The sequence below is a fragment of the Streptomyces sp. NPDC046939 genome, from assembly GCF_040644575.1.
Lineage (GTDB): Bacteria > Actinomycetota > Actinomycetes > Streptomycetales > Streptomycetaceae > Streptomyces.
The window spans coordinates 99398-125083 of the sequence record NZ_JBEYWV010000027.1; the positions used below are offsets into that span (position 1 = coordinate 99398).

Annotated in this window: 26 protein-coding genes and 1 tRNA gene; 15 read left to right on the forward strand and 12 right to left on the reverse strand. The window is 71.0% G+C overall.

The genetic code is table 11. The features are described 5' to 3' along the window. Nucleotides 1-640: 640 nt before the first annotated feature. From ABZ877_RS27445 to ABZ877_RS27455, 3 genes are all read right to left on the reverse strand, one after another. Nucleotides 641-713, reverse strand: a tRNA-Trp gene (locus tag ABZ877_RS27445). A gap of 380 nt (nucleotides 714-1093) precedes the next feature. Next, a complete protein-coding gene (locus tag ABZ877_RS27450) occupies nucleotides 1094-2095 on the reverse strand; it encodes a peptidoglycan-binding protein (protein WP_361075887.1) in 1002 nt (333 codons plus the stop codon). Nucleotide 2096: 1 nt separating this feature from the next. Further along, on the reverse strand, nucleotides 2097-2255 hold the full coding sequence (locus ABZ877_RS27455) for a hypothetical protein (RefSeq protein WP_361075890.1): 159 nt from the start codon (nucleotides 2253-2255) through the stop codon (nucleotides 2097-2099). Nucleotides 2256-2539: 284 nt separating this feature from the next. Here ABZ877_RS27455 and ABZ877_RS27460 point away from each other — a divergent pair, with 284 nt between their 5' ends. Next, nucleotides 2540-6484, forward strand: a complete 3945-nt coding sequence (locus ABZ877_RS27460; protein WP_361075892.1) for a hypothetical protein — start codon at nucleotides 2540-2542, stop codon at nucleotides 6482-6484. Nucleotides 6485-6572: 88 nt separating this feature from the next. On the opposite strand, the gene ABZ877_RS27465 is transcribed toward ABZ877_RS27460, so the two are convergent. Next, nucleotides 6573-6914, reverse strand: coding sequence for a hypothetical protein (locus tag ABZ877_RS27465; RefSeq protein ID WP_361075895.1), 342 nt, complete (start codon nucleotides 6912-6914; stop codon nucleotides 6573-6575). A gap of 168 nt (nucleotides 6915-7082) precedes the next feature. Beyond that, nucleotides 7083-7790 carry a GntR family transcriptional regulator gene (locus ABZ877_RS27470; protein ID WP_361075898.1) on the reverse strand — a complete coding sequence of 236 codons (708 nt, stop codon included), beginning with the start codon at nucleotides 7788-7790 and terminating at the stop codon, nucleotides 7083-7085. Nucleotides 7791-7905: 115 nt separating this feature from the next. Between ABZ877_RS27470 and ABZ877_RS27475 the strand changes: the two genes are divergently transcribed. The 4 genes from ABZ877_RS27475 (at nucleotide 7906) to ABZ877_RS27490 (ending at nucleotide 10810) form a co-directional block, all read left to right on the forward strand. Continuing rightward, the gene (locus ABZ877_RS27475; RefSeq protein WP_361075901.1) at nucleotides 7906-8454 is read left to right on the forward strand and encodes a YbhB/YbcL family Raf kinase inhibitor-like protein; all 549 of its coding nucleotides are present in this window, start codon (nucleotides 7906-7908) and stop codon (nucleotides 8452-8454) included. A gap of 42 nt (nucleotides 8455-8496) precedes the next feature. Beyond that, complete coding sequence (locus ABZ877_RS27480; protein ID WP_361075904.1) at nucleotides 8497-9426, forward strand: hypothetical protein; 930 nt, start codon at nucleotides 8497-8499, stop codon at nucleotides 9424-9426. Between the two features lie 41 nt (nucleotides 9427-9467). Continuing rightward, the gene (locus ABZ877_RS27485) at nucleotides 9468-9599 is read left to right on the forward strand and encodes a hypothetical protein (RefSeq protein ID WP_361075906.1); all 132 of its coding nucleotides are present in this window, start codon (nucleotides 9468-9470) and stop codon (nucleotides 9597-9599) included. Nucleotides 9600-10399: 800 nt separating this feature from the next. Continuing rightward, nucleotides 10400-10810, forward strand: coding sequence for a YciI family protein (locus tag ABZ877_RS27490; protein WP_361075909.1), 411 nt, complete (start codon nucleotides 10400-10402; stop codon nucleotides 10808-10810). Here ABZ877_RS27490 and ABZ877_RS27495 read toward each other — a convergent pair. The 3 genes from ABZ877_RS27495 to ABZ877_RS27505 form a co-directional block, all read right to left on the reverse strand. Beyond that, nucleotides 10726-11652: an NAD-dependent epimerase/dehydratase family protein gene (locus tag ABZ877_RS27495; protein ID WP_361075911.1), complete on the reverse strand. Its 927-nt coding sequence runs from the start codon at nucleotides 11650-11652 to the stop codon at nucleotides 10726-10728. The genes ABZ877_RS27490 and ABZ877_RS27495 overlap by 85 nt on opposite strands. A 1-nt stretch (nucleotide 11653) precedes the next feature. Next, on the reverse strand, nucleotides 11654-12262 hold the full coding sequence (locus tag ABZ877_RS27500; RefSeq protein WP_361075914.1) for a ScbR family autoregulator-binding transcription factor: 609 nt from the start codon (nucleotides 12260-12262) through the stop codon (nucleotides 11654-11656). Between the two features lie 70 nt (nucleotides 12263-12332). Then, nucleotides 12333-12938 carry a TetR/AcrR family transcriptional regulator gene (locus ABZ877_RS27505; RefSeq protein WP_361075918.1) on the reverse strand — a complete coding sequence of 202 codons (606 nt, stop codon included), beginning with the start codon at nucleotides 12936-12938 and terminating at the stop codon, nucleotides 12333-12335. A gap of 488 nt (nucleotides 12939-13426) precedes the next feature. Here ABZ877_RS27505 and ABZ877_RS27510 point away from each other — a divergent pair, with 488 nt between their 5' ends. After that, a complete protein-coding gene (locus tag ABZ877_RS27510) occupies nucleotides 13427-14374 on the forward strand; it encodes a ScbA/BarX family gamma-butyrolactone biosynthesis protein (RefSeq protein WP_361075921.1) in 948 nt (315 codons plus the stop codon). A 201-nt stretch (nucleotides 14375-14575) separates the two neighbouring features. Continuing rightward, on the forward strand, nucleotides 14576-15220 hold the full coding sequence (locus tag ABZ877_RS27515) for a LuxR C-terminal-related transcriptional regulator (RefSeq protein WP_361075923.1): 645 nt from the start codon (nucleotides 14576-14578) through the stop codon (nucleotides 15218-15220). Between the two features lie 95 nt (nucleotides 15221-15315). On the opposite strand, the gene ABZ877_RS27520 is transcribed toward ABZ877_RS27515, so the two are convergent. From ABZ877_RS27520 to ABZ877_RS27535, 4 genes are all read right to left on the reverse strand, one after another. Further along, nucleotides 15316-16593 carry a cytochrome P450 gene (locus tag ABZ877_RS27520; protein WP_361075926.1) on the reverse strand — a complete coding sequence of 426 codons (1278 nt, stop codon included), beginning with the start codon at nucleotides 16591-16593 and terminating at the stop codon, nucleotides 15316-15318. Further along, entirely contained in the window at nucleotides 16590-17516 is a 927-nt protein-coding gene (locus tag ABZ877_RS27525) for a menaquinone biosynthesis protein (RefSeq protein ID WP_361075929.1), read from the reverse strand. Before ABZ877_RS27525 ends, ABZ877_RS27520 begins: the two co-directional genes overlap by 4 nt. 40 nt (nucleotides 17517-17556) lie before the next feature. Beyond that, nucleotides 17557-18330, reverse strand: coding sequence for a methyltransferase domain-containing protein (locus tag ABZ877_RS27530; protein ID WP_361075932.1), 774 nt, complete (start codon nucleotides 18328-18330; stop codon nucleotides 17557-17559). Between the two features lie 114 nt (nucleotides 18331-18444). Next, nucleotides 18445-19422: an aldo/keto reductase gene (locus ABZ877_RS27535; RefSeq protein ID WP_361075935.1), complete on the reverse strand. Its 978-nt coding sequence runs from the start codon at nucleotides 19420-19422 to the stop codon at nucleotides 18445-18447. 267 nt (nucleotides 19423-19689) lie between these two features. On the opposite strand from ABZ877_RS27535, the gene ABZ877_RS27540 reads away from it, so the two are divergent. From ABZ877_RS27540 to ABZ877_RS27575, 8 genes are read left to right on the forward strand one after another with little or no spacing between them, the layout of a single operon-like run. After that, nucleotides 19690-20130, forward strand: a complete 441-nt coding sequence (locus ABZ877_RS27540; protein WP_361075938.1) for a hotdog fold thioesterase — start codon at nucleotides 19690-19692, stop codon at nucleotides 20128-20130. Then, a complete protein-coding gene (locus ABZ877_RS27545; RefSeq protein WP_361075941.1) occupies nucleotides 20127-21131 on the forward strand; it encodes an AvrD family protein in 1005 nt (334 codons plus the stop codon). Before ABZ877_RS27540 ends, ABZ877_RS27545 begins: the two co-directional genes overlap by 4 nt. Continuing rightward, nucleotides 21128-22129: a beta-ketoacyl-ACP synthase III gene (locus ABZ877_RS27550; protein WP_361075944.1), complete on the forward strand. Its 1002-nt coding sequence runs from the start codon at nucleotides 21128-21130 to the stop codon at nucleotides 22127-22129. The genes ABZ877_RS27545 and ABZ877_RS27550 overlap by 4 nt, the downstream gene beginning before the upstream one ends. A 60-nt stretch (nucleotides 22130-22189) precedes the next feature. Continuing rightward, nucleotides 22190-22444: a phosphopantetheine-binding protein gene (locus tag ABZ877_RS27555; protein WP_361075947.1), complete on the forward strand. Its 255-nt coding sequence runs from the start codon at nucleotides 22190-22192 to the stop codon at nucleotides 22442-22444. Nucleotides 22445-22457: 13 nt separating this feature from the next. Further along, on the forward strand, nucleotides 22458-23186 hold the full coding sequence (locus ABZ877_RS27560) for a histidine phosphatase family protein (protein ID WP_361075950.1): 729 nt from the start codon (nucleotides 22458-22460) through the stop codon (nucleotides 23184-23186). Next, nucleotides 23183-23476 carry a putative quinol monooxygenase gene (locus ABZ877_RS27565; RefSeq protein WP_361075953.1) on the forward strand — a complete coding sequence of 98 codons (294 nt, stop codon included), beginning with the start codon at nucleotides 23183-23185 and terminating at the stop codon, nucleotides 23474-23476. The genes ABZ877_RS27560 and ABZ877_RS27565 overlap by 4 nt, the downstream gene beginning before the upstream one ends. 3 nt (nucleotides 23477-23479) lie before the next feature. Beyond that, entirely contained in the window at nucleotides 23480-25060 is a 1581-nt protein-coding gene (locus tag ABZ877_RS27570) for an FAD-dependent monooxygenase (RefSeq protein WP_361075956.1), read from the forward strand. Between the two features lie 46 nt (nucleotides 25061-25106). Beyond that, a complete protein-coding gene (locus ABZ877_RS27575; protein ID WP_361075959.1) occupies nucleotides 25107-25682 on the forward strand; it encodes a hypothetical protein in 576 nt (191 codons plus the stop codon). Nucleotides 25683-25686: the final 4 nt, after the last annotated feature.

The window sequence follows — 25686 nt, forward strand, 5'->3', positions numbered from 1 at the left end:
CACTACGAGTTCCCCCGTGACTACCTCCACGGGACGTCGATCGCGTTCCTGCGGATTACGGCGTTCCGCGCATCTCCTGGTTGCTCGACAACAACCAGGGGTGAGGACGCGCCAGGCAGAGGCGGTACGACGACACGGTCCACGGCCACCATCGGATAGCTGGCGAGGGCTTGCCCTACGTCCTGGCAACCACGGTTGTCGGGCCGAGACTGGATCGATCTGTACGGCCGTCAGCGCCGCCACCTACACGAGACCGAGAGCTTGACCCTGGTGGGGCGGCGGCGGGTGAGCGAGATGATGGGCATCTCCGGCGTGCCGTGCACCTACGCCGAGTTCGAGCGCCGCCTCCACGGCAACTACAAGCGCGTGGTTTTGGCCTGGGACCCGGCGAATCGCAGGTTCGCCGCGGCCACTTCACGGATCATGGCCTCTTGGTCTCCGGCCCTGTGCCCCGGTGGGCGACCCGGATCCCGCAGGGCGGCTGGGCGGAGCTGCCCGCGGTCCGCTGCCGGAGGAGGGGGCCTGGCATCCGACGTGGCGGCAGGCCTGCCGATGCTTCCGGCTGCTTCCGGCGCTTCAGCACCATGGCGCGGTGAAGCGTAGACACGGACGGCTACGCCGCGCGAATCGTGGCTTGTTGCAGGGGCGGCAGGAGTCGAACCTGCGGCATCCGGTTTTGGAGACCGGCGCTCTGGCCTCTGAGCTACACCCCCTGGCACGCTCCAAGACTGCCAGCACAGCAACCCATTGGCTACGCGATATTGCACCCCGTCAATTGGCCAGGTCGCTGGTGGCTGCTGGAGGGACCGAACACGTGCAGCCGGTCCCGGGACGCGCTCGATGGAGTGCGGATAGCTGGTGATCCGGGCCGACCACAACAGATCGGCCCGGGGCACGGAACCGGATCTCGAAGGGCTGGTCCCCACCCGGCGCGTTCCCCGTACTGAAACCCCATACTGGCCTGGAGCGTCGGGAGGCTTGGATGTCGAGGGCCGCAGGACTGACCTGTGCCCGGGCCGGAAGACCGCGCCAGCGATGACCGCGGCGGCCTCCCGGCCCGGGCGAGTGCCTGGGCGAACGCCCCGGGCAAGCGCTAGAAGGCGCCGCCGTTCAGTGCCTTCTGCAACAGGCGGGTGGTGTCCGGCCCCCACTCGCCATCGGTGGCCGCGCCCAGGTGCGCCTGGAGAGCCGTGACCGTCTTCGGGCCGACGACACCGTCCTGCGTCACCTTCAGATAGCGCTGGAGCGCGCTGATGGTGAGCGGCCCGAACGCCCCGTCGACATCGAGCCCGGCCTGGATCCGGCTGTTCAGCGTCCGCTGGAGCGCGGCGCAGGTGGCCGGCCCGAACTCGCCGTCGACCTCGAGCGCGCCGGTGGCGACGAGGGCGGTCGGCCGGATCGGCTTGCTGCGACCGGCGAGGGCCGCCTTCATCATCGCCGCCGACTTTGGCCCGTACTCACCGTCGACCGTCAGGTGGTGCGCCGCCTGGAAGACGCGCACTGCCTTGTCGGTGGCGGCCCCGAAGTCACCGTCCACGGTGAGCTTGGCGTTCTGCACCGTGTTCAGGTTCTTCTGGAGCGTCTTGACGGCCTGCCCCTTGGAGCCCTTGCGCAGGATGCCGTCGGTGCTCGGCATCGGAGCGCTGCCGCCCTTGTAGGCGGGACGCCCGTAGCCGACGATGCAGGCCGCGTTGCGCCGCCGGCGCCGGAAGGCGTCGGACGTGTTGCCCTCCAGCGTGGTGATCGTACGGTTGGAGTGCACCGCCTCGACGATGCCGACGTGGTCGATGGCGCCGATGGAGCGGGACCCCGACCAGTCGAAGAACACGACGTCACCCGGGCGGATCCCACCGATCCCGTAGTGCCAGCGGCCCTTGCTCTGGAAGGCGCGGGCGTGGGCGACGGTGTAGGCGAACTTCCCGCCTATCGCGGACAGGTTGTCGGAGTGGGCGGCCGCGTAACTGACGGCCATGTCGCACCAGGGGCCGGAGAACCCGTACCACTTGGTGACGAGGTTGCGGTTCGAGCCGGGCGGGTGCTCCGCGGTGCCAAGGAGCTTGCGTGCGGCGGCCAGCATGCCCTGTACGTTGCCCATGTCAGACCTCCACGTCTTCCGTCAGCACCTGGACATCGCCGGTCACGACCGCGTCGGGGCTCTGGCTGACACCGCTCTGGTCGGGGTCCACGTCGAAGATCCCCGCACCGCCCACGGGGTAGGGCGGCATCTCGGGCGGCGTCTGTGCGGGCTCGGTCATGGGAGTTCCTTCCTGTCGCTGTCTTGTCTCGTGGTGCACGTGTGTGCCGGCCGGTCCGTCGTACGGACGGCGGGCGGTGAACGGCGCCGGGCGGTGCCGCTCGACAACGACTTCACCGCGCGCCGGATTGATTAGCAGCCCTCGTTCGTGCAGGTAATCAACGGCGGCAGGCGCCGGAAACGGTCTGGCCGCCCACCAAGGGGCGCCCTACCGTGGGCGCCGATCGACAACGGGGAACGACAACGGGGAACGACAACCCGGGTGACTGGCAGGGGGACAGGAACATGGGGCGTCCTGAGAAGCCGCTCGACGCGGACGCGGGGCCGGTGCAGCGTTTCGCCGCGGAGTTACGGGCGCTGCGCGCCGAGGCGGGCGGGCCGACGTACCGAGCGATGGCACAGAGATCGTCGTACTCACCACCCGCGCTGTCCCAGGCGGCGGCGGGAGAACGGCTGCCCACCTTGGCGGTGACCCTGGCCTACGCGACCGCATGCGGAGGGGACCCCGCCGAATGGGAGAAACGGTGGCAGGAGGCGGCGAACGAAGTCGCGGCCGTACCACGGGAGGAGGAGCCCTCCGCCGACTCGCCCTACCGGGGCCTGACCCGATTCGAACCGGGCGACGCCGACGTGTTCTTCGGCCGGGACCAACTGATCGACGATCTTGTGGAACTGGCCCGGGAACACCGTTGCGCGGTCGTCCTTGGCTCGTCCGGCAGCGGTAAGTCGTCCCTGCTGCGGGCCGGCCTGGTCCCCCGCCTCAGACAGGCGAGCGAACCCACTCTGCGCGGCGAGCCCGCTTTGCGCGGCGAGTCCGCTTTGCGCGGCGAGTCCGCTCCGCGCACCGAACCCGCCCTGCGCCTCGCCGCGATACGGATCCTGACGCCCGGCGCACACCCGGCCCGCACCCACGCGGACCGACTGCGCCCCGCCGAGGGCGCGGGCGACACGCTGGTGGTGGTGGACCAGTTCGAGGAGGTCTTCACCCTCTGCTCGGATCCGGCCGAACGCGCCCGCTTCATCGACATGTTGCTCACGGCCGGACAACGAGGCAGCCGCCTGCGGCTGGTGCTCGGCGTACGCGCCGACTTCTACGGCCGCTGCCTCGAACACCCGGAGCTGGTACGGGTGATCGGCGACGCGAGCGTGCCCGTCGGCCCCATGAGCCGCGACGACCTGCGCCGGGCCATCGTCGGTCCGGCCGGGGTACGGGGACTGACCGTGGAGCGCGCCCTGACCGCCCAGTTGCTCGACGAGGTGGCCGGCGAACCGGGCGGCCTGCCCCTGCTCTCGCACGCACTCCTCGAGACCTGGCGTCGGCGCTCGGGCAGAGCACTGACCCTGCGGGCGTACGAGGCCGCGGGCGGCGTGCGCGGCGCCATCGCCCAGACCGCGGAGGACGTGTACGCCACGCTCACCGACGCCGAGGCGACCCTGGCACGCCGGATCATGCTCCGCCTGATCGCCCCCGGCGACGGCACCGCCGACACATGCCGCCCCGTGGACCGTTCGGAGCTCCGGACGGACGCGGGCGCTCGACGCGGACCGGCGCGGGACGACCGCCCGCCCGCCGACCCCGGACTCGCCCCCGAAATCGCCCCCGAACTCGACGCCGTACTCGACCGCCTCGCCCGCGCCCGCCTGATCACCCTCGACGGAAGCACGGTCCACCTCGCCCACGAGGCGCTGATCACCGCATGGCCCCGGTTGCGCGGCTGGATCGAGGAGGACCGCCACCGGCTGCGCGTCCTGCGCCGCCTCACCGAGGCCGCGGCCCTCTGGGTCGAACTGGACCGGGACGCGGGCTCGCTGTACCGCGGAGCACGGCTGGCCGAAGCGGAGGAGGCGCTCGGTGACCCGGACCACATGGGCCTGACCCCCGATGAACGCGAGTTCCTGGACGCGGCCGTGGCGGCCCGCACCCGCGACCGCCGACGACGGCGCACCGTGACCGGCGTCGCGTGTCTGCTCCTTGTACTCACCCTGATCGCGGGCGTCGTGGCCTGGCAGCAGAACCGGACGAGCGAACACCGGCGCGTCGACGCCGCCGCCCGCCGCGCGGCCACCGCGGCCGTCGACCTGCGCACCTCCGAACCGCGCACCGCACTCCAGCTCAGCATCGCCGCCTGGCGGCTCAGCCCCACACCGGAAACCCGCTCGGCGCTGCTCGGAGCACTGGGCCAGGACGAACTGCCGCCCTTCACACCACCCACGGAGTCCGAGAGCACCCTGCGACTCAGCCCCGACGGCCGCACGCTGATCGACGTAGGCAAGAAACAGGTCACGCTCTGGGATCTCCGGACCCACCGACGCACGGGCACCTACAAGGCGCCGCACACCGACGGTGCCCCAGCCGAGGACATCGACATCAGCGCGGACGGACGCTACCTGCTCGTGTCCACCGACACGGGCTACCAACAGCGCCTGTGGAACATCCGGGCCGCCCACTACCAGGGGCGCCCCGTCGGCCCCTCCGAGCCGCTCACCGAAACCGACGAAGTCGTCATCGGGGCGGTCGGACCCGGGACGCCGACAGGCAGCGTCGGTGGTGCCGTGAGCACAGGGGCCACCATGCAGAGCTTCAGCAGGAATGCCCTCCTCACCCAGACCGACGACCGTATGGACGTCTGGGACCTGCGCTCCGGACGGCAACTGTTCTCCCGTACGTTCCCCGACATCAGCACGATGGCCGGCAGCGACGTCAGCCTGGACAACCGACTGCTGGCCCTGTGCACGACACGCGGTGTGGTCCTGTGGGACATGCGCTCGAACCGCCGCGCCGACACGGCCTGGCATGGCCGACGCACCTGCGCACCGGACGACAGACTGCAATTCACCCCGGACGGTCGCTACCTGGCCGTGGAAGACGCTTACGGGCTGCGGAGACTGACCGTCTCCACCGGCAAGGAGCTGCCCCGACTCCAACAAGTGGAGCCGCAGGAAGCCCTGTTCACGCCGGACGGGCGGTACGCGGTGAGCCGTGGCTCCACCGACATCCTCCTCTGGCGCCTGGACCGCCCAGAGGCTCCCGTCTTCCGCCACCTCCTGACCGACGGCGGCGATCCCACGGATCTACGGATCGATGCGCACACCCGCGTCCTGCGCTACGTCGAGCAGGCGCCCGGCGGCAAAAAGACCGTCCACGCGCTCGACGTGAGTGCGGCACTCACACCGGACTGGCGCGCTCACCCCCTACGGCAGACCGTCCTCAGCCAGGACGGCAGCACGTTGGCCGTCCTGCGCCAGGACAAGAAGATCCACCGCCTCAGCCTCTTCGACGCACGCACGGGCCGCCATCTCTCGGACGCCCCGTCTCCGACCCCACCACCCGCCGACGACGCCGACCTGTACGAACCGATCCTGTCGCTGAGCGCGGACGGAAGCCGTCTCGCCTACGGCTCCGGCCGCCTGGACGACTTCAGCACTTCTGAGCGCATCACGGTCTGGGACACCCGACGCCACCACCGGCTCACCGAGCTGCGCACCACTGAGCCCGGCTCCTTCATGACCTTCGCGCTCTCGCCCGACGGACACGAGCTGCGCACGGCAGGCGACGAGGCGGGCATCACCGTGTGGAACGCCTCCAGCGGCAAGAAACTGCGCACCATCCGCGTGCAGGACGAAGGGGACGACTCCGGGACGAGTACCGACGTGGGAACAGCCGCCGCCGACGGCCGCACCCTGCTGACGAGCGACGGCGTCTTGATCACCACAGCCACCGGCAGGACCCGGCACCTGCCGGTAGGGGACTGCGCCTGCGTATCCGCGCTCAGCAGCGACGGCGCACTGATCGCCATGACGGACCCCTCCGGCCGCATCACGCTGTGGGACGCCCGACGGCACACCTCACTCGGCCTGCTCTCCGGCGGCCTGACCGACGGCGCACCAGGGGAACGCGAGGAGACCACCGCCCTGGCGTTCTCCCCCGACGCGGCCACCCTGGCCGCCGTCGGATCGCACGGCACACTCCGGCTGTGGGACGTCAACTCCCGCCAGCAACTGGGCTCCGGCCTCCCCACAGCCGGCGACGGAATCGTCTCCCTGGCCTTCTCCCAGGACGGCGGCAAGCTACGCGCGGCGGGCACCCACGTACTCCTCCAGACCTTCGACATCGACCCGGACCACGCGGTGACCACACTGTGCCGCCGCACGGCAGGGGCCCTGTCTCCCGCCCACTGGAACACCTACGTCGGGGACATGCCGTACCGCCGAACCTGCGAGAGCCCGTGACTGTTGACGGAGCCGCCCCGCGCGAGGCTGTGCGGTGGCCTGCGCCCTCACCCGCCAGGGCACAGCACAGCCGCAGCTCTACGAGGGATCAGGAGAAGACGACGGAGCGTACGAGGAGGCGGTCGGAGGCGCCCTTGCCGGGCGGCAGGGTGTAGTAGGTGTCGCCCTCGCAGTCGGTGCCCAGGAAGACGGTGGCGGTGGCGTCCGTGTGGTTCTTGGGGGCCCGCGCGGCGGCGCCGGGCTCGGAGGCGGCGGGGGCGAGGTTGATGCACTGTTCGCTGGCGGGGTTGGTCAGGAATCCGGTGGCCTCGTACCCGTCAGCGGTGGTGTAGGAGTAGCGGAACTGGCCGCCCGCGGCGGTGGCCGAGCCGGGCACGGCGATCATGAGCAGGGCGGCGCCGGCCGCGACGCTGAGGGAACGCAGGAACATGACGGGGTGTCCTTTCTGGACGTTCATGTGGTCGCAGCCACAGATGCCCCTCGCCTTCCGCCGCCGCACGCACACTCCCCCGATCGGGATCAGCCGAATCGGTTCTTCCCGGGCAAACAGCCCACTGAACAGATGAGGGACGGAGCCACACACCCCATCGGACAACCGCTAGTCGGCCTGCTCGGTCCTGTCGTCGCTCAGGGCCGACGCGGTCAGGGTGAGATGCCGGACGAGGAGCGCGGCCGCGGTCTCGGCGTCGCGGGCCAGTGCCGCCTCTTCCAGCCTGCGGTGTTCCTCGGCGCCGTCCCGGTGGGGGTTGCGGTACGCCGACCACCGGCGGGCCAGCTCGCTCGCGGTCCACAACCGGTCGAAGGTCTCAAGCAGCGCGCGGTTGCCGCACCCCTCCAGCAGGCTGCGGTGGAAGACCCTGTGCGCCTCGGCCCAGGCGGCGGTGTAGAACTCGCCTTCCTGCGCCTCGTACGGCGGAGTACGCGCCAGGCGGTGATGGGCGGCCCGCACGCGAACCTCCCAGTCGACGTCGCCGCGCTCGATCGCCATGCGCAGGACGACCGGTTCGATGGTCCGACGCGCTTCCGCGATCTCCTGCCACCGCTGGTCGGAGAAGGACGGTACGGCGAAACCGCGGTTGGGCAGCCGGTCGGCGAGTCCGTCGCCGACCAGGCGTACGAGCGCTTCGCGCACGACGGCCAGGCTCACGCCCTGCTCCCGTGCCAGCTCCTGCGGCTTGAGGGCGGCCCCGGGGAGACGGTCCCCGCGCATGATCGCGTCCCGCAGGTGTGCGTAGACCTGCTCGGAGAGCATCTGCTTGCCCGGCCGAGCCGATGAGGGAGCCGTCTGAGCCACCGTCTGAGCCATGGGGCCATCCTAGACGGTCACGTGAAGGATTCCGCCAATAATCGATTATCCGTGTTACGGTCGATTCACAGTGGATGAGGGCCCCTCATCCACTCATCCGGAAGGAGCGACCGCTGTGTCTGCCAACGACCCCTTCGCCCGCCTCCCGCAGGCGGCTTCGTTCACCGTCACCAGCACCACCGTCAGCGACGGCGCGCCCTGGCCGCCCGAGCAGCTCTCCTCCGGCCTGCCCGGCGGGAAGGACATGTCTCCGCAGCTCTCCTGGAGCGGCGCGCCGGAGGGCACCAAGAGCTATGCCGTCACCGTCTACGACCCTGACGCCCCCACCGGGTCAGGGTTCTGGCACTGGGCGGTCGCCGACATCCCCGCCACCGTCACCGAACTCGCCGAGGGCGCCGGTGAGGACGCCGGCGCGCAACTGCCCGCAGGCGCCTACCAGTTGCCCAACGACGCCCGCGCGGCCCGCTACATCGGCGCCGCACCGCCGGCCGGACACGGACCGCACCGCTACTTCGTCGTGGTGCACGCCCTCGACGTCCCCTCCATAGGCGTCCCCGCCGACGCGACACCGGCCGTCCTCGGCTTCACCATGGCCGGTCACACCCTCGGGCGCGCGGTGCTGACCGCCACCGCAGAGACGCCCGCCGCCGAGACAGCCGCCTGACATCGCCGACCGATCCGCACCCCTGGAGAAGACACTACGACCATGCACCCCGACGCCCTGGCCCACCGCGCCGGTACCGGCGACGACTCGATCGACCTGACCGCCGTCCGCGAAGTCAGCCACGCCGTCAGCGCCGCCCACCTGTTCATCTACCTCGTCCCCGAGACCGCCGAGGAAGCGGCCGGGCTCGGCGTGACGGAGTCCGGACCGGCCTACCTGGCCTTCCGGTCGGCCGCGCTGGGCGCCGTTCCCTGGCAGGTCACCCTCGCGGCCTTCTACAACTTCAGCCCACGTGCCGTACGGGCCATGGAGGGCGTCTGGGAGGCCGCGCCCCCCGAGCGATGGCAGGCTGCCCGCTTCCTGGCCGCGGGCCGGGCGATGCGGCGCGTCGGCGTACACCTCACACACACCCATCTCGCCGAGGCGCGCTCGCTGATCGACCCGGTCGTCGCCGGCGCCGACTACGCCGGCAAGGTGCTGGCCGCCGCGAACGCCTCGATCGCGCTCCCCGCGGACCCCCTCGTCGCACTCTGGCAGCAGATCACCGTGGCGCGCGAATGGCGCGGCGACGCTCACCTCGTCGTACTCGCCGACAACGGACTCGGCCCGTGCGACTGCCTCGTCCTGCACACCGCGACCGGCCGCCTGCCGGCACCTCTCGCGCGAGCGACCCGGCAGTGGAACGACGAGGAGTGGAGCGCCGCGACGTCACGCCTGGTCGCCCGCGGCTGGATCGACTCCACCTGCACGATCACCGACGCCGGCCGTGCGGCACGCGAGCGCATCGAGGAGGAGACGGACGAACACTGCGCCGCACTCTGGGCGCCGATCGGCACCGCGGGCGCCCGCCGCTTCGCCTCGCTGATCACCCCGCTCACCGAGGCGTTCACCGCAACGGGAACATTGCCTGCCCAGCTTGCCCAGCCTGGACGCCAACCCCTTCCCAGCGGCACGCATCCGCCCGGCGCGTAGCTGCGCCGGGCGGTCGGGGAGCTGGTGGGTCAGTGGTAGGCGTGGACGACCACGTGGCCCTTGCCGCGGCCGATCATCCACGCGCTCACGGCGACATCGACAACTTCCGCACCACGCTGGACGCGGCCCGCCTGCCGTTCGTGCCGGCCATCCGCCCCACCCGAGGCGCCTGAGCCCGCGAGGCGTATTCGCGCACCCCCATCGAGCCGTCGCGGAAGGTCAGGGTCACCGGGGTCCAGGAGCCGGGTGCGGCGGGGCCGTTCCCGGTCAGGCGCCGGGCCCCGACCGGCTCGTGAGCGCCACCACTGCCCCCGGCCGCCCTGCCCGACAAGGCCACCAGGTCTCAGGTCCGCTCCAACCTCGCACCCGCCGCAGCCCCTCGACACAGTCGTCGGGACGAGAGCCCCCTTGGACGCTTCGGCCGATGGGTCAGTGCAGGACCAGGTCACCGAATGCTGCGACGTCGGTCTCGTGGTGCATCGTGTTGATGTCGCCGCCACTCTCGGTGATGTAACCGCCAGCGCGGTTACATCACAGGGTGTGGCTACGTAATCCGGCGCCGGGCCAGGACTCCCCGAGATGAGGGTCGCTCCTTCACCCGTGGCGTCACCGCAGGAGCCAAGAACCCCGCCAGAGCATGGCCATCATCAGCAGCGCTGTCACCGCTGAACTCGGCGACGACGTTCGGTGCGACAAGAGTGAAGTCCAAGCCACCTGTTGCGCGGGGCGGCAGAGCCGCGCTCGGCCTTTGGAGACGGCTCCCTCGCTTCCGGTGACGCCCCGGCCCGGGTTCAGCGGTTCAGGGGTCCAGCCACGAACCGGGAACTCACCCGGACTCTTAATCAGAGAACCTGACCCTCGGGGCTACACGCGACCACCCACCAAGCCTTCGCCCCTCCCGCTGACGCGCATTTCTGGAGGGGAGTACGTGGTGGCATGATCACCCGCGATCGTCGCACAACGGGAGAAGAGCATGCTGCATCTGCTGTCTCTGCACTACACGGCCTCTGAACAGCAGGCCGAACCTTTCGTCCGCGACCACGTCGCCTATCTGGAGCGACACCACGAGGACGGCACCTTCCTCATCTCCGGCCAGACCGTACCCACTTCGCTGGGTGGCGTGATCATCGCACGTGACGTCGACCGTCCGACCATCGAACGGATTGCGGCGCAGGACCCCTTTGTCCTCAATGACGTCGCGGAATACACCATCACGACCATCACCCCCGGGCGGATGCACCCCGACTTGACTCGCGTGCTGGGAATAGGTGATCCCCATGGCCGCGCCGGACACGGGCGTCACAAGCCCGTACCGGCCAGCTGGATGTGTGCGGCCGGGCCGGGGGAGAGGTGCGTGCGCTCCCAGATGTCGCTGCTCTCGTAGGTGTGTTCCAGGGCGAGCAGGGCGAACTGTCGCTCGCTGACGGCTCCGCGTGACGCGTGGAACGCCTCCAAAGACTCCCGCCAGGGCAGGCACCGTGTCAGGCGGGGGAGCGCCCCGAGCCCGGCGAGGCTGTCGAGGATCTCCTTCGTGGTGGAGGGCTCGGGGTGATGGGCGTGGTAGACGCCGCCGGGAACGAGCCGTTCGCCCAGGACGGTGCCGACGGCCAGCTTCGCGAGGCTGTCCACGGTGACGAGTGAGTGCCGGTGGGCGCCGCCGTCCCACAGGGCCGGGACGCGCAGGGCGAGTTCGGCGAGCGCGGGCGCCACCCACCGGTCGCCGGGCCCGAGAACGAGCCCCGGCCTCAGCACGGCCGCCCCGGCATCCAGCGCGTGACGTTCGGCGGTCCACCGGCTCGCGCTCGCGACGGACACGGGAGCCGGGGGCACCTCGTCGACGTGTCGCAGGCGGTGGGGCCCGCGCCCGTAGACGGCGGCGGTCGACAGGTGGGCGATCCGGCCGACCCCAGCCTGAAGCGCCTCGCGCATCAGCGCGGCCGTGCCCTCGACGTTCACCCTGCGGCAGACGGCCGCGTCCCCGCTCAGGACCCCGCCGAAGTGCAGCAGCGCGGACGCGCCGGCGCACACACCGGCGAGGGAGGCGGGCCGGGCGAGATCCGACGGCACCCAGGTGTCGCGCAGGGGATCGAGCCCGTGGGGCCGACGACGGCCGACGGCATGCACGCGGATGTGCCGCTGCCCGCCGTCACTCTCCCGCAGGCGCGACAGTTCGCGCAGCACGGCGGAGCCGATGAAGCCGGTTCCTCCGGTCAGGACGATCCGCATGTCAGACGGCGAGGCCGGTCCGGGCAGGCGTCGGGGGAGTGACGTGCAGGCGCGTGAGGACCTCCTCGCGCGCGACCGCGGGCAGGAAATAGCGCCACAGCGCGGCGATCTGCTGCATGAGGTCGCGACGGCCGGTCGAGATGTGGGAGTAGAGCTGCACTCCCGAGTACGACGCCATCAGGATGGTCGCGAACTCGCGGTCGTCGAAGCCGAAGCGGAGTTCGTTGCGCGCGCGGGCGGCCGTCAGCTGGCGGTGGAACTGGTCCGCCCACTCGTCGTACGCGGTCGCGTCGCAGCCGCCGAACTCCTGCTGCTCCACGGCGAGGCGGACGCTGGCCCGAAAAAGGACGTTCTCCTGGAGTTCGCGCGCGAGGTGATAACTGGTGTCGATGAGGCGTTGCAGTCCGTCCTGCCCGCTCGGCAACTCGACGAAGCTCTGCTGGGCCGCCAGGACCGCCTCGGCGATGTCGCGCTTCGATTTGAAGTGAAAGTACATGGCACCCTGCGTGACCTGGGCACGATCCATGATCGTCCGGATGCTGGCAGCGTGGTACCCGCACTCGTCGAAGATTTCGGCCGCCGCTTGCAGGACGGTTTCCCGCGTGCGCACAGCACGCTCTTGGCGCTTGGACATCGGAGGACCCGTCCCTTCGGAAAACGATCGCTCTTTATTTTAACGTTCACATGGAACTTGACGTCGCCTGCGGGTCACCGGAATTCCGCTGCACACCTTCCCACACAGCGGCCCACAACTGGGAGCAGTCCTCCCAGGGCACTGCCCGCTCGTGGCTCCCGCGGTTCGCTCCGTATACGAACAGGGCCACGAGCATCTCTATCTGTTCGGCGCGCAGGTGCCCGGGGAGCCCTCCGCTGCCCTGCGCCTGCGCGGCCAGTTCCCTGACCGCCTCGAACCAGCGCGCCGACCATGTCGGTCGCGCGTGGGGCCGGTCGAGTTCGAGCCGTACGGAGCCGCGGACTTCGGCATGGTCGTGAACGCAGCGCAGCAGTTCGGAGACCAAGGCGCCGATCCTGACCAACGGTTGCCGCTCCGGAATGGGGCGCACGGCCCGCTCCGGAAGGTCGTGGCTGAGCCGGCGCGCCTGATCGACGACCGCGTCGGCGAGCGCGTCCTTGCTGGCGAAGTGGAAGGTGATGGCGCCCGTCGAGAGCCCTGCGGACTTCGCGATCCTGTGCATGGAGGTGGTCGCGTAGCCGTAGCGGTCGAACTCGACGGCGGCGGCCCGGATGAGGGCCGCTCGTGTCCGCGCGGCCCGCTCCTGTGTCATGGTCCTGCCCTTGTCTGCTGTGCGGCGCGCGGCCCGTCCCGCGCCACCGGAAGTAAAGATCAACCCAAAACGAGCAGCAGCCGGGCGGCTGTTCCGTCGGCGTTCAACTCGACGTGCCCATAATTTACATAACGATCGCCCTGTTTAAGGTCGTGCTTGCCGCATGGGCCGATGTGACGATCGTCACGGTCGGGGTGTGTGCCCGACCCCGTCGAAGGGGATCGCCATGTGCCTGTCAAGCATTCAGCAACCGCTCTGAACAGGCAATTCTTCTGCCGAATGTCACCTCGCCGTCAGTATCCAAGAAGTTGCCGTTTGTTCTTCCTGTTCGGCCAGGGCATGCCCGCAGGCGGTGTGGAAGCGGGTCGACAAAAAAAACAGTCGTCCTTTATCTTGCAGATGCGCAGATCTTGAGTCCTCACGGACGACGACGTTCGTGCCCACTTCTTCGCCCGCAGGCGTCTGTTCGTGATGTTCGGAGTGCTGCTATGCCCACGTTCCACACCGTCCCGACTTCCGGACCCACCGCGGTGTCGCGGCAACTGGTCCACAAGTCCGCCGCCAGCGAAGTCCTCCTCACCGGCTACGAAAGACGCGGTGCCGACGCCTTCACGGTCACCGCGCAGTGGCCCCGGACCCACAGCTTCTACGACGTCGTCGCCGGGCGGCACGACCCGCTGCTCGTGGCCGAGACGGTGCGTCAGTGCATACCGCTGCTCAGCCACCTCGGGTACGGCGCGCCCGGCGACCACAGCCAGATCTGGGAGAACCTGACCTGGTCCGTGCAGCAGGAGGCGCTGCTGGCCGCCTCGGTCCCGGCCGAGATCCGCCTCGAGATCCAGTGCCAGGACGTCGTGCGCCGGGGCAACCGCCTCGCCGCACTGTCGATGTCAGTCACGCTCTGGCGCGACAGGACCCTCCTGGGCAGCGCGACGACGCGCTTCACCAACCATTCGCCTTCGGTCATCGCCCGTCTGCGGGGCCCCTACAGCACGGTGCTCAGCTCGGACCTGCCCGCGGCCGGACCGGAGCCTCTTGCCGCGGAGCGCGTGGGCCGGGACCGCCCCCGGGACGTCGTCCTCTCGTCCGGCGGGGCTGAGGGCGTGTTCCGGCTGAGGGTCGACGGCCGCCACCCGGTCCTCTTCGACCACGCGACGGATCATGTGCCCGGGATGCTCCTTGTGGAGGCGGCCCGTCAGGCCACCCAGACCATCGCCTTCCCGGACATGGCGATGATCACGGCAATGGCCAGCGAGTTCCATCGGTACGTCGAGTTCGACCGGCCGTGCCTGATCGAGGCGGACCTCCTGCTCGGCCAGGTGCCGACCCACGTGTCGACGCGCGTGACCGCCGTGCAGGACGGGGAGCCCGCGTTCACGGCACTCGTCACCGCCCAGCGCGGTCCGGCTCCGGGCCCGCGGGCGCACAGTTACTGACCTGCCGCCCGTGAGCGGTCGAGCGCGATCCGGCGCTCCCGTACGGACGGCGGTCGACGGGGACACACTTTCACTACGGGGGATCCGATGCAGGGGACGGGACAAGCCACACGCAGGACGAACGCCGGAGGGTACGCGCCCGACGCCGCGGCGAGAACGGGCGCCGGTGGCCTGCCGGCGGTGCCGCCGACGGTGCGCCTCGTGAGCCTGGCCGACAGCCTGGCCCTCGTCGATGAAATGGTGCGGCGAACGCGGGTCGCGGAGTTGAGCCTCACGCTGTCCGCGGGGTTTCTGGCGCCCCGCGCGTGCGGGCAGATCGAGGCGCTGAGCCGTACCGCCGTTGCGCAAGGCACCCACGTACGCGTGCTCCTGCGGGAGGCGGGTGAGAGCCCGGACCGGCTCGCCCGCAGCGTCCGGGGGTTCGAGGAGGCCGGTGCCCGTACGCGGACGCTGCCCCAGCCGGGTGGAGCCATGCTGGTGGTCGACGACGAACTCGCGGTCCTGCCCGCGCAGTCGGCCCATGACCCGCGGTGCGCGGTCCTGCGGGGCAGGATGCTGTCCGCGGCGTACAAAGCTGTCTTCGACGAGACCTGGCAGCTGAGCAGCCGCTCCGGCGCACCCGAGCTGCCCGTGCGGGAGGGAGCGGAAGGAACCCTCGTACTGACGCCGCGCGAACGCGAGGCGCTCCGGCTGCTGGCGGAGGGGCTCACGGACGAAGGCATCTCCCGGCGCACCGGCCTGTCCGTGCGCACGCTCAGGCGCGTCATCGCGGGGGTGATGCTCAGGATGGGCGCGCAGAGCCGCTTCCAGGCGGGTGCGGAGGCGGTCCGCCGCGACTGGATCTGACCGGGGCGCACGGCGGGAGGCGGGCCACCGGGGGCCGCTCCCCGCCGCAGGCCGCCGGCCCCCCGCCGTGGGCCGCGGACCTGCGCGGGCCCGGCTCATATCCCCCAGGGCAGGTCGCGGTCCAGGAAGCCGGCCGAACGCATCGGCACGGTCTCCGGGCCGCGCAGGACGACATGTGGCCTGAACGCGGCTTCCCGGTCGACGAGTTGCGGCTCCACCACCCGCTGGGCGAACCGTACGAAGGCGAGTCGCGCCTCCAGCCGTCCCAAGGGGGCTCCGAGGCAGTAGTGCGTCCCGAGGCCGAACGACAGGTGACGGACCGCCTCGGTCCGCCCCGCCCGCAGGCGGTGCGGACAGGAGAACACCTCGGCGTCGCGGTTGGCCCCGCCGAGGAGCAGCACCATGGTGGTGCCCCGGCCGATCTTCGTCCCCCGCACCTCCATGTCCTCCCGGGCGTGGCGGTGCACGATCTGCAGCGGCGCCTCGTAGCGGAGCAACTCCTCGACGAGTTGCCCGGCCGTCGACGGCGCGTCGCGCAGCGCGGCCAGGGTGTCTTGATGGCGCAACAGGACGAGCAGGCCGTTGGCGATGAGGTTGACCGTGGTTTCGTGGCCCGCGTTGAGCAGCAGCCGGCAGGTGGTCACCACCTCGTCGTCGGAGAGCGGGCGGCCGTCGGGCCGCGCGGCCAGGAGCCGGGACATCACGTCGTCCCTGGGCGCGGTCCGCCTGGCGTGCGCCAGCTCCGTGAAGAACGACGTCAGTTCCGCCTCCGCCCGCATCCGGTCGGCCTCGCCGGGTACCGGCGTCCCCGCGAAGGCCGGGTACGGGTCGACGGCACGCCCGAGCAGGGACGAGCGCGTGCGGTACCAGTCCCGGTCCCCGGTGTCGACGCCCAGCACGTGGCAGATCACCGTGACCGGCAGCGGGGAGGCCAAGCCGCCGACGCCGTCCAGGACGGCCCCGCGCGCGGCTTCCGCCGCCATCTCGTCGATCAGGTCGTCGACCAGGTCTTTGATCATCGGGGTCAGCCTGCGGGCCGCGCCGGGCGTGAAGTCGGGTGCGGCGAGCCGCCGCAGGGCAGTGTGGCGAGGCGGATCGGAGAAGAGGAAGGACGGCAGCTCGGCCCGTGGCACCGCATCGCCACCGTCCCCGGCCAGGGAACGCCGGTACATCAGGGCGTGGCGGCGGTCGTTGCTGGCGCGCGGGTCGCGCAGGATGCTGCCGCACGCCGCGTGGGAGGCGAACACGACGACCGGGTGCTCGCCATCCATCCATACCGGCTCCGCCGCCCGCACCTCGTCATAGAGCGCGTAGGGGTCCGGCCGGGACGCGGGGTCGAGGATGCCTCGGACCAGCTCGGCGGGGCCGTTCACCGTCCCGCCTCGGCGCCGAACATTTCAAGACCCCCGCGGGCGGGGACCGCACTCCGGGCCGCGGCCAGTGCGGCGAACCGCTCGATGCCCCGCAGGCCGCGCGAGTCCAGGTCGTAGCGGAGCGTGCGGTAGTAGACGGACAGTTGTGCCGCGCTGAGATCCGAGCCCCGCGCGGCCTCGGCCGATACGGCGTCGATCGATCCGAGGCCGAGGTCACGCGCGTTCAGGAGGGAGCGGTGCGCGGCGACGACCGCTTCGGGACGCTGCCGCGCGTACTCCCGCCGTACCGCCCACACCGCGAAGACCATGGGCAGTCCGGTCCACTCCGTCCACAGCGACGCCGTGTCGTGTACGTGGAGCGGTCCGTCCGCGCGGGCCCGGTCGTCGCCCGGCTCCCCGGCGTACGGCCGGGTACCGGCGCGGCTGTCGAAGAAGGTCCGCAGCGCGGGGTCCCCGATCACCACGGCCGCGTCCGCCGCACGCAGCAGCTCCGCGGTGTCCGGCGGGCCGCTGAAGTAGGCCGGCGACAGGCCGAAGACGTCCTCCAGCAGGATCCGCGCGAGCAGAACGGTGGTGCGGCTGGTCGATGACAGGCCCACGCGGGGGGAGCGGAGTTCCTCGATGCGGCCGTGGCTGACGATGTTGCAGGACATGACGGCGCCCTCGGCGGCGATGGCGAGGCCGGGGAGCAGGAGCAGTTCGTCGGTGTGACGCAGGTAGTCGGCCAGGGAGATCGGCCCCAGGTCCAGATCGCCCGCGACCAGGCGTTCTCCGGCGGCTTCCGCGCTCAGCTGCGTGACGTTCGGCAGTGACCGCGTGCGGGACAGCCCCCACAGCAGGGGGCGGCAGTTGAGGAAGGAGATCAGGCCGACGCGGGGTGTGTCCAGGGCGCGCGGCCGTACGGCGATGACGGGGGATGACATGAGGACTCCAGGCGTCGTGGGGCGGGACACGGGGCGCGGACTACTTCCGCCCCCAGGCCTGGACCAGGGCAGGCGCCAGGTCCCAGAAGCCGGGGTCCCGCAACAGCGCGTAGAAGTCGCCGAGTTCGTCCGCGCTCAGGTGTCCCCCCGCGACGAGCCGGTCGTACGACATGTCGACCGTCAGGCGCCAGAAGTCCGCGAGCGGGGTCCCGCCACGCAGGTTCTGCGTGTGGGTGCGCGCGCCGACCTCGCGGTAGCCGTAACCGGTGAAGGAGGCCGGCTGGGTGCGCGACCACCAGCTGTCCGTGCCCAGGGTGTCGCAGATCAGGTCGCTCCACGCCTGCATGACCTTGCGGTAGAGGGGGTGCGGTGAGCTGTCCACCGGGAACCAGCAGAACGACTCGATCAGCACGAACCCGCCGGGCCTCAGCCAGCCCAGGATGCGGCGCATGACGTCGTCGCGCTGCGGCAGGTGGCTGAGCACCAGCCGCGCGTGCACCAGGTCGAACGACGCCTCGGGGAACGGGTCGTGGGTCACGTCGTGGCGCAGGGGTCGCAGCCGGGGGCGCTCGAGGCGCTCCAGGAGGGCGGGGTCGATGTCGGTGGCGACGACCTCGCCCTCGTAGGCCTGCTCGCACAACCACGAGGCGACCGAACCCGAGCCCGCGCCGACCTCCAGGCAGCGGGCGCCGGGGGCGATCCCGAGGTCGAGCAGCGTCTCCTGGCACAGCGGGTCGAACACGTCCGCCAGGAGCGCGAGCCGGTTCTCCTCCGCCGCGTCGAGGGCGAACAGCGTCTCACCGTACTTTTCCATTGGCCGTCCTTTCTGTGAGAAATGTTCTCAAGGACATGCTAGGAGTGGAACGCTGCCGTCCGAAGACGTTGAAGCAATTGTGGCAATTAACTGCCGGGGCGCAAATGGACGTAATCAGATACCGGTGCGCGACAAGTCGTCCGGAGAATAGCGCTCGCCCGCCGGAGGGGAGATCGAGTCGATTCGCGAGATCTGTTCCTCGGAGAGTTCGACAGAGGCGGACGCGGCATTCTCCGCGACTCTTTCGGCGCGCTTGGTACCGGGAATCGGGACGATGTCCTCACCCTTGGAAAGGATCCACGCGAGAGCCACCTGGGCGGGGGTGGCGCCGATTTCGGAGGCCACCGCCGACACGGTGTCCGCGAACTTCAGGTTCTTCTCGAAATTCCCGTCCCCGAAGCGCGGGGTGGAGAGCCGGAAGTCGTCCGCGTCCAGACCCTCGCGGCTCCGGATCGTGCCGGTCAGGAACCCGCGGCCCAGCGGCGAGTAGGCGACGGTGCCGATGCCCAGCTCGCGCAGTGCGGGCAGCAGGTCCTCGGCGGGGCGACGGCTCCAGATCGAGTACTCGATCTGGAGGGCGGAGACAGGGTGCACCGCGTGCGCGCGCCGTACCGTCTCCAGGCCCGCCTCGGACAGGCCGATGGCGCGCACCTTGCCCTGTTGCACCAGCTCCGCCATGGCACCCACCGTGTCCTCGATCGGGGTCCGCGGATCGACCCGGTGCTGGTAGAGCAGGTCAATGTGGTCGGTGCCCAGGCGGCGCAACGAACCCTCCACCGCCGTACGTACGTTGGCGGGGGAGCTGTCGATGGTGTCCGGGCCCGCGCCGGCGTGCGAGACGAGGCCGAACTTGGTGGCGATGACCGCCTCGTCCCGACGCCCCCGGACAGCTTCCCCGACCAGTTCCTCGTTGACGAAGGGGCCGTAGATCTCGGCGGTGTCGATGAAGGTCACGCCCAGGTCCAGGGCTTGGCGCAGGGCCCTGACAGCCTCTCGGTCGTCGGTGCGCGCTCCGGTGTAGTAGTCGGACATGGACATGGCGCCCAGGCCGATCCGGGACGTCTCAAGGCTGCCGAGCGAAACCTTCTGCACGTCGGTCCTTCCTCTCGCATAGGCCGGTCGAGCGGCCGTTCCTGCGTGCAACCTATCGCCCGCCCGCGACCCCTCCGGCCGATGTGGCCGCGCGTGGCAGGTATCTGCCGCCGGCCCTCCCGGAAACGTACGGCGAAGGCGCGGCGGTGACATGACATCAAGCGGCCACATGCTTTCCGGACCCGATCCGAACTGCTTCACTTCTCACGGCACGCCGATCCAGCCAAGAATCTGGAGCAGGAGATGCCGAAAGACATGCTTGGCCCCATGCCCGTGAATGAGGATTACGCGTACGAGCAACTGACGCGGCGTATGGGAATAGAAATACTGACCTGTGAACCCGGCCTCGTCGTGGGCACCATGCCGGTGAGCGGAAACCGTCAGCCAATAGGCATTCTGCACGGCGGCGCGAATGCGGCCTTCGCGGAGACGCTCGGTTCCGTCGCCGCCTATCTGTACGCCGGACCCGGCGGGAACGCGGTGGGAATAGACCTCTCCTGCGTACACCACCGGTGGATCTCCTCAGGGGTCCTCCGCGGCACCGCCACCCCGCTCGCCGAGCGGATGTCGATGGCCACGTACGAGATCAGCATCCGCGACGAACTGGACCAGCGCGTCTGCACGGCCCGGCTGACGTGCGCGATCCGCAGACCCGGGCCCCGCGGCAGAACCGGACGCGATCCCCGCCGAGAAAGAGAGCACCGATGACCACGAGCCCAGCGCCGCCCCTGGCGGCGTCCATCGACGATCTGCTCGGGCCCGCCGCCGGCAGGTTCTTCGGCCGCGGCTTCCGCCGCGTCGCCTACGACATCGCGGACGTACGCGTCGGGCCCGGCTCGCAGGACGAGTCCACGGCGCGCACGACGGTCGGCGTTCGCTACCCGGCCGACTGGTCGAAGAAGAAGGCCGGTTCGGACCTGCGCCCTCACTTCAGCACGGTCGACGGCCTGGTGGTCGCGGCCCAGCTGGCCGAGGTCTGCCTCAGCGGCCCCGGCGGCGACCTGCGCGACGCCTGGCTGCGAAGCGTCCGGCTGTCCGCGGGCTCCGCACCCCAGGAGGACCTCTCCGACCTGCCCGCCGTGGCCACCGTGCGGGGGTCGGAGCCGGTGGCGCCCGGCCGCGCCGTGTCCCGCGTGGACTGCGGGATCGGCTCCATGCGCGTACGCATGGAGGTGGAGCACTCCACGGCGGGCGGGCCCCCGGCCGAACGGGACAGCACCGCCCCCCTGGAGGCGCTCCTCGGTCCGGCGCGCGACCGCTACTTCGGTACCGGCTTCACACGGCGCACTCAGCGCATCGGACAGGTCGACATCGACCGCCGCCTGCTGCGGGCCCGTGCGGTACTGACCCTTTCCCAGGACGACACGACCGTTCCCCGCGCCGGTCTGGAGGGCACCCACCAGCCGTCCGTATCGATGATCGACGCGTTCGTGGCGGCGCTCCAGATGGCTCAGGTCATGCTCTACGACCTCGACGGCATGCGCCGCCAGGACAGCAACACGCTCTGGATGCGACAGACGTCCCTCACCGCCACCCGCCCCGACCGCGGCGACACCGAACTGCCCGTCCACGTCGCCCTGGAGGACGCCCGGCTGCGCACGATGCGCGGCCAGACCTGGCGGACCCTCGACATCACGGGCGAACTCCCCGGCCTGCACGTGCGCTCCGCGGTTGCCCACCAACTCCCGGAAGGCCACCGCGTTCCATGACACGAGCAGCAGTGATCGCCGGGGTGGGGGGCCATGTGCCCGCCCGCGTGGTGACCAACGACGAACTCGCCCAGCGGCTCGACACCTCGGACGCCTGGATCCGCAGCCGGACCGGCATCGCCCAGCGCCACGTGGTCGAACCCGGGGTCACCACGAGCGACTTGGCGGCCGAGGCAGGCCGCCGCGCGCTGAAGAACGCCGGCCACGACACCGCCGACCTGGTGATCGTCGCCACCACCAGCCCCGACCGGCCCTGCCCCGCCACCGCACCCACCGTCGCCGCCAAGCTCGGTCTCGGCGAGGTTCCCGCCTACGACATCGCCGCGGTCTGCTCCGGTTTCCTCTACGCGCTCCAGGCCGGTGCCGCCGCGGTGCTGGCCGGGCACGCCGAGCGCGTCCTGGTCATCGGGGCCGAGGCGTTCAGCACCCTGCTCAGCCCGACCGACCGCACCACCGCCGTCATCTTCGGCGACGGCGCGGGCGCCCTTCTGCTCCGGGCAGGAACGGCGGACGAGCCCGGAGCCGTGCACCACGTCCACCTGGCCAGCGACGGCACGATGGCCGACCTCATCACCGTTCGCGGCGGTGGTGCCGAGGAACGCTCCAGCGGCCTGCCCGTCCGCGAGGAGGACCGGTACTTCCGCATGGAGGGCAAGTCGGTCTTCTTCGCCGCCGTGCGCCGCATGGCACAGTCGTCGCTCACGGCACTCTCCCGCACCGGCTGGGACACAGCGCAGGTCGACCGGCTCGTGGGCCACCAGGCCAACACCCGGATCCTGCACGCCGTCGCGGAACAGCTCGGCCTGCCGGCGGAGCGGGCCGTGATCAACATCGACCAGGTGGGCAACACCTCGGCGGCCTCCATCCCCCTCGCACTGGCGCACGGCATGGCCACGGGCGAGCTGCGCACCGACGACCGCGTACTCCTGACGGCCTTCGGGGGCGGCGCGACCTGGGGCGCCGCCACGGTGACCTGGCCCGACCTGCCCCCCTCGTGACCCCGTCCCGCATCCCCGACGCCCTTTCGCACTCCCACTCCCACTGAAACGAGGCACCTCATGACCGGCTCCGTCGCCACAATGATCATCGAAATCCTCACCGGCAAGTTCGAGGTCTCCAGCGAGGAGGTCACCACCGGCACCGTCCTGGAGGACGTCGAAGTGGACTCGCTGGCTCTGCTGGAACTCTCGCTCATCCTGGAGAAGCGCCTCGGCATCTCCATAGAAGAGGGCACGCTGCATTCCAGGCAGACCGTCGAGGAGGCCGCAGACGTCATCGCGCGCCTGGACGACACCGCGCCGGCCGCGGTCTGAGGCCGCGACCGACGTGCGCATCGTCCTGCTGCGGCACGCGGAGACCGACCGCAACGCGGCCGACGAGTTCCAGGGGCAGGCCGACCTCCCGCTGAACGCGGCGGGCACACGCCAGGCCCGCGACGCCGCCTCCACCCTGCGCGCCGGCGCCTGGGCGGCGGTCTACTCCTCACCCCTCACCCGCGCGGTGCAGACGGCCTCGTACGCCACCAGCCGACTGCACCTGCCCCACCACCGCGCAGAGGGGCTGCGCGAGCGCCACCTGGGAGCACTCGACGGCCGGCACCGCCCCACCGTCGAACGACGCCACCCCCACACCCTCCACAGGCTGCTGCACGACCTCGACTACGCCCCGCCCGGCGGGGAGACGGGCCGCGCGGTGCTCGCTCGTGCGGCCCGTGTGCTGGCCGACATCGCCCGCAGGGAGCGGCAGGCCGAGGGGGCGGTCCTCGCGGTGACGCACGGCGGCGTCCTGAACCTGCTGACGTCCGCCCTGCGGGACGCGCCGCGAGAACCCCGCCGGCTCGTCGGCACCTGCGCGGCGGCCTGCCTCGACATCCAGTGGCCCGCCGGAGGAGGGCCGCACGCCCGCCTTCTCGCCCACGACGTCGCCGTCCGCGACTGCGAGGCCGTATGCGCCACCGACACCGCTCGGGGGCCCGCCGTCAGCCTCGACGCCCTCGCCCGCGACCCGTACGCCCCGACCACCCGAACCGACACCGACAAGGCACTGCACCCATGAGCATTGAGATCACCGTCGTCTTCGACGTGGAGCCCGACCGCTTCCCCGCCACCGAGGCCGCCTTCAAGAGGCTGTGCGAGGCCACCCGCACCGAGGAGGGAGCGCTCAGGTTCGACGCCCTGCGCTCCGCCGACCACCCGCACACCCTCGTGCTGGTCGAGGAGTGGGCCGACCAGGACGCCATCGACCTGCACATGAAGCAGCCGTACGTGGCCGAGTTCCTGGCCGAGGTCGAAGGCGCCTACACCCGCACGCCGGCCGTGCACCGCCTGAGCCCCCTCGGTGCCTGACCCATGGCCGGGGGCACACGAGAACAGCCGCGCGTCCTGGTCGTCGGCGCCGGACCAGTGGGCATGGTGCTCGCCTGCGAACTGCTGGCGCACGGCGTCGCGGTGGACATCATCTCCAAGCTGCGCCGCGAGAGCCCGCACTCACGCGCCACCATCCTGTGGCCGCGCGTCCTCGAACTCCTGGACCGCGTCGGGGTCGGCCGCAAACTGGTCGACAGCGGACACTACTTCGACCAGATGAACTACTACTCGCAGAAGAAGATGGTCGGCCTCGTCCGGTTCGACCGGCTGCGCGACGTGACGTACCCCTTCGCCATCACCATCCCGCAGTGGCGCACCGAGCAGGTCCTGGAGAGCCACCTCGCCGAGATGGGAGGCGCCGTCGACTACGACACCACCTTCGTCGAGGGCGGCCAGGACCCGGACGGCGTGCACTGCACGCTGGAACTGCCCGACGGGCGGCGGGAGAAGCGCCACTACGCCTACGTCGTCGGCGCGGACGGCTACAAGAGCGCCGTGCGCGAGGCGTTCGGCTTCGAGTTCGCCGGGCGCACCCTGCGGACCCGCCTGGCCATCACGGACGCGGAGATCCTCGGCGAGACCACCAGCAGCGAAGCCGCCTACTACCTGACCCGCCGCGGCAACATGGTGCTCGCCCCGCTCGGCGACGGAATCTTCCGGGTCGGCGCCAGCGTCCCCGACGACTGGGCGGGCGACACCCCTGACCGGGACTTCTTCGAAACCCTGCTGGCCGACCGGGTGCCCGGCCACCGGAAGCTCGGGGAGATGAAGTTCAGCGGCGTCTTCACCGCGCACGTCCGCTCGGCCGGCACCTACACCCGCGGAAGAGTCTTCCTGGCCGGGGACTCCGCGCACGCCATGAGCCCCTCGGGGGCCCAGGGCGTCAACACCGGCATACAGGACGCCGTCAACCTGGGCTGGAAGCTGGCAGGCGTCGTGCGCGGCGACTACCCGGAGGATCTGCTGCGCACGTACGACACGGAGCGGCGCCCGGCCGTCGACGCGGTGGCCGGCCTGTCGACCCGGCTGGCGCGCATCGGGCTGTACTCCACGCGCCGCCAGACGCTCGCCCGGGACCTCGCCTACCGCGTCGGCAGCGGTACCCGCACCCTCGAGAAGGTCCTCGCCCCGCGCCTCGCCCAACTGGACACCCACTACGGCCCGCGGCCCCGGCGCAAGACACTCGTGCCCGGCGAACGCGTGCCGCTCGGCTGGCTCGACGCGGGCGGCGCGCCCGTTCTCGCCGTGGACGGCTACACCGTCCTGCTCTGGCCGGGGCTCCAGTACCGGTACGACGCCTGGACCTCGCTGGTCACCCCGCTGCGCCGCGAACTGGCGGACACGGTCGTCCACGACCTCGGCGGACGCCCGGCCGGTGCGCTGCTGCCCCGGCTGCCGCGCACGGCCCACGCGGTCCTCGTACGCCCCGACGGGCACCTCGACACCACAGTGCCCCTCGACGTCCACCGGCCGGAGCACGCCGTGCGAGCCGTCGTCCACGTGCTCGGCCGCCGCCGCACCACCCGCGCGAGCGCACCGCCCGAGCTGACGATGGCCGGCTGAACGCTCCGTGCCCCCGTCAGCACGACCACTCACCCAAGGAGACACCATGACAGCCCCGACCACCCCCCGCGTCGTCCTCACCGAGGTCGAGGACATGACGCCCGAACAGCTCGCCGTGTACGAGAAGTTCCAGTCCAACCTCACCAGGGCGCTGCTGCTCACCAAGGACTCCGCCGCCGCGCACCTCGCCCTCGGCGGCACCTTCACCGTCGGGCTGCTGAGCCTGCTCGACCGCGAGGTCGTCGTGCTGCGCGTGGCCCACCTGCGGGACAGCGAGTTCGAGCGCTTCCTGCACTACCCACTGGCCCGCAAGGCCGGTCTGGATGACCTCGCGATCAAGGCGATCGAGGAGGCCGACTACGCCCAGCTGCCGCCGGCGCGTGCCGCACTGGTCCGGTACGTCACCGAATGCATGGAGGACCACAAGGCGAGCGCCGAGGCGTTCTTCGCGCTGCGCGAGTTCTACTCCCAGCACGAGGTCGCGGAGGTCACGCACCTCGCCGGGCACAGCGCCATGACCGCGATGTACCTGGCCAGCCTCGACATCCCGATCGACGACGACATCGCCTCCTGGGGCCGGCTGACCGAGGTCGGCGACACGGTCCCGAGCACGTCGAACTGAGGGA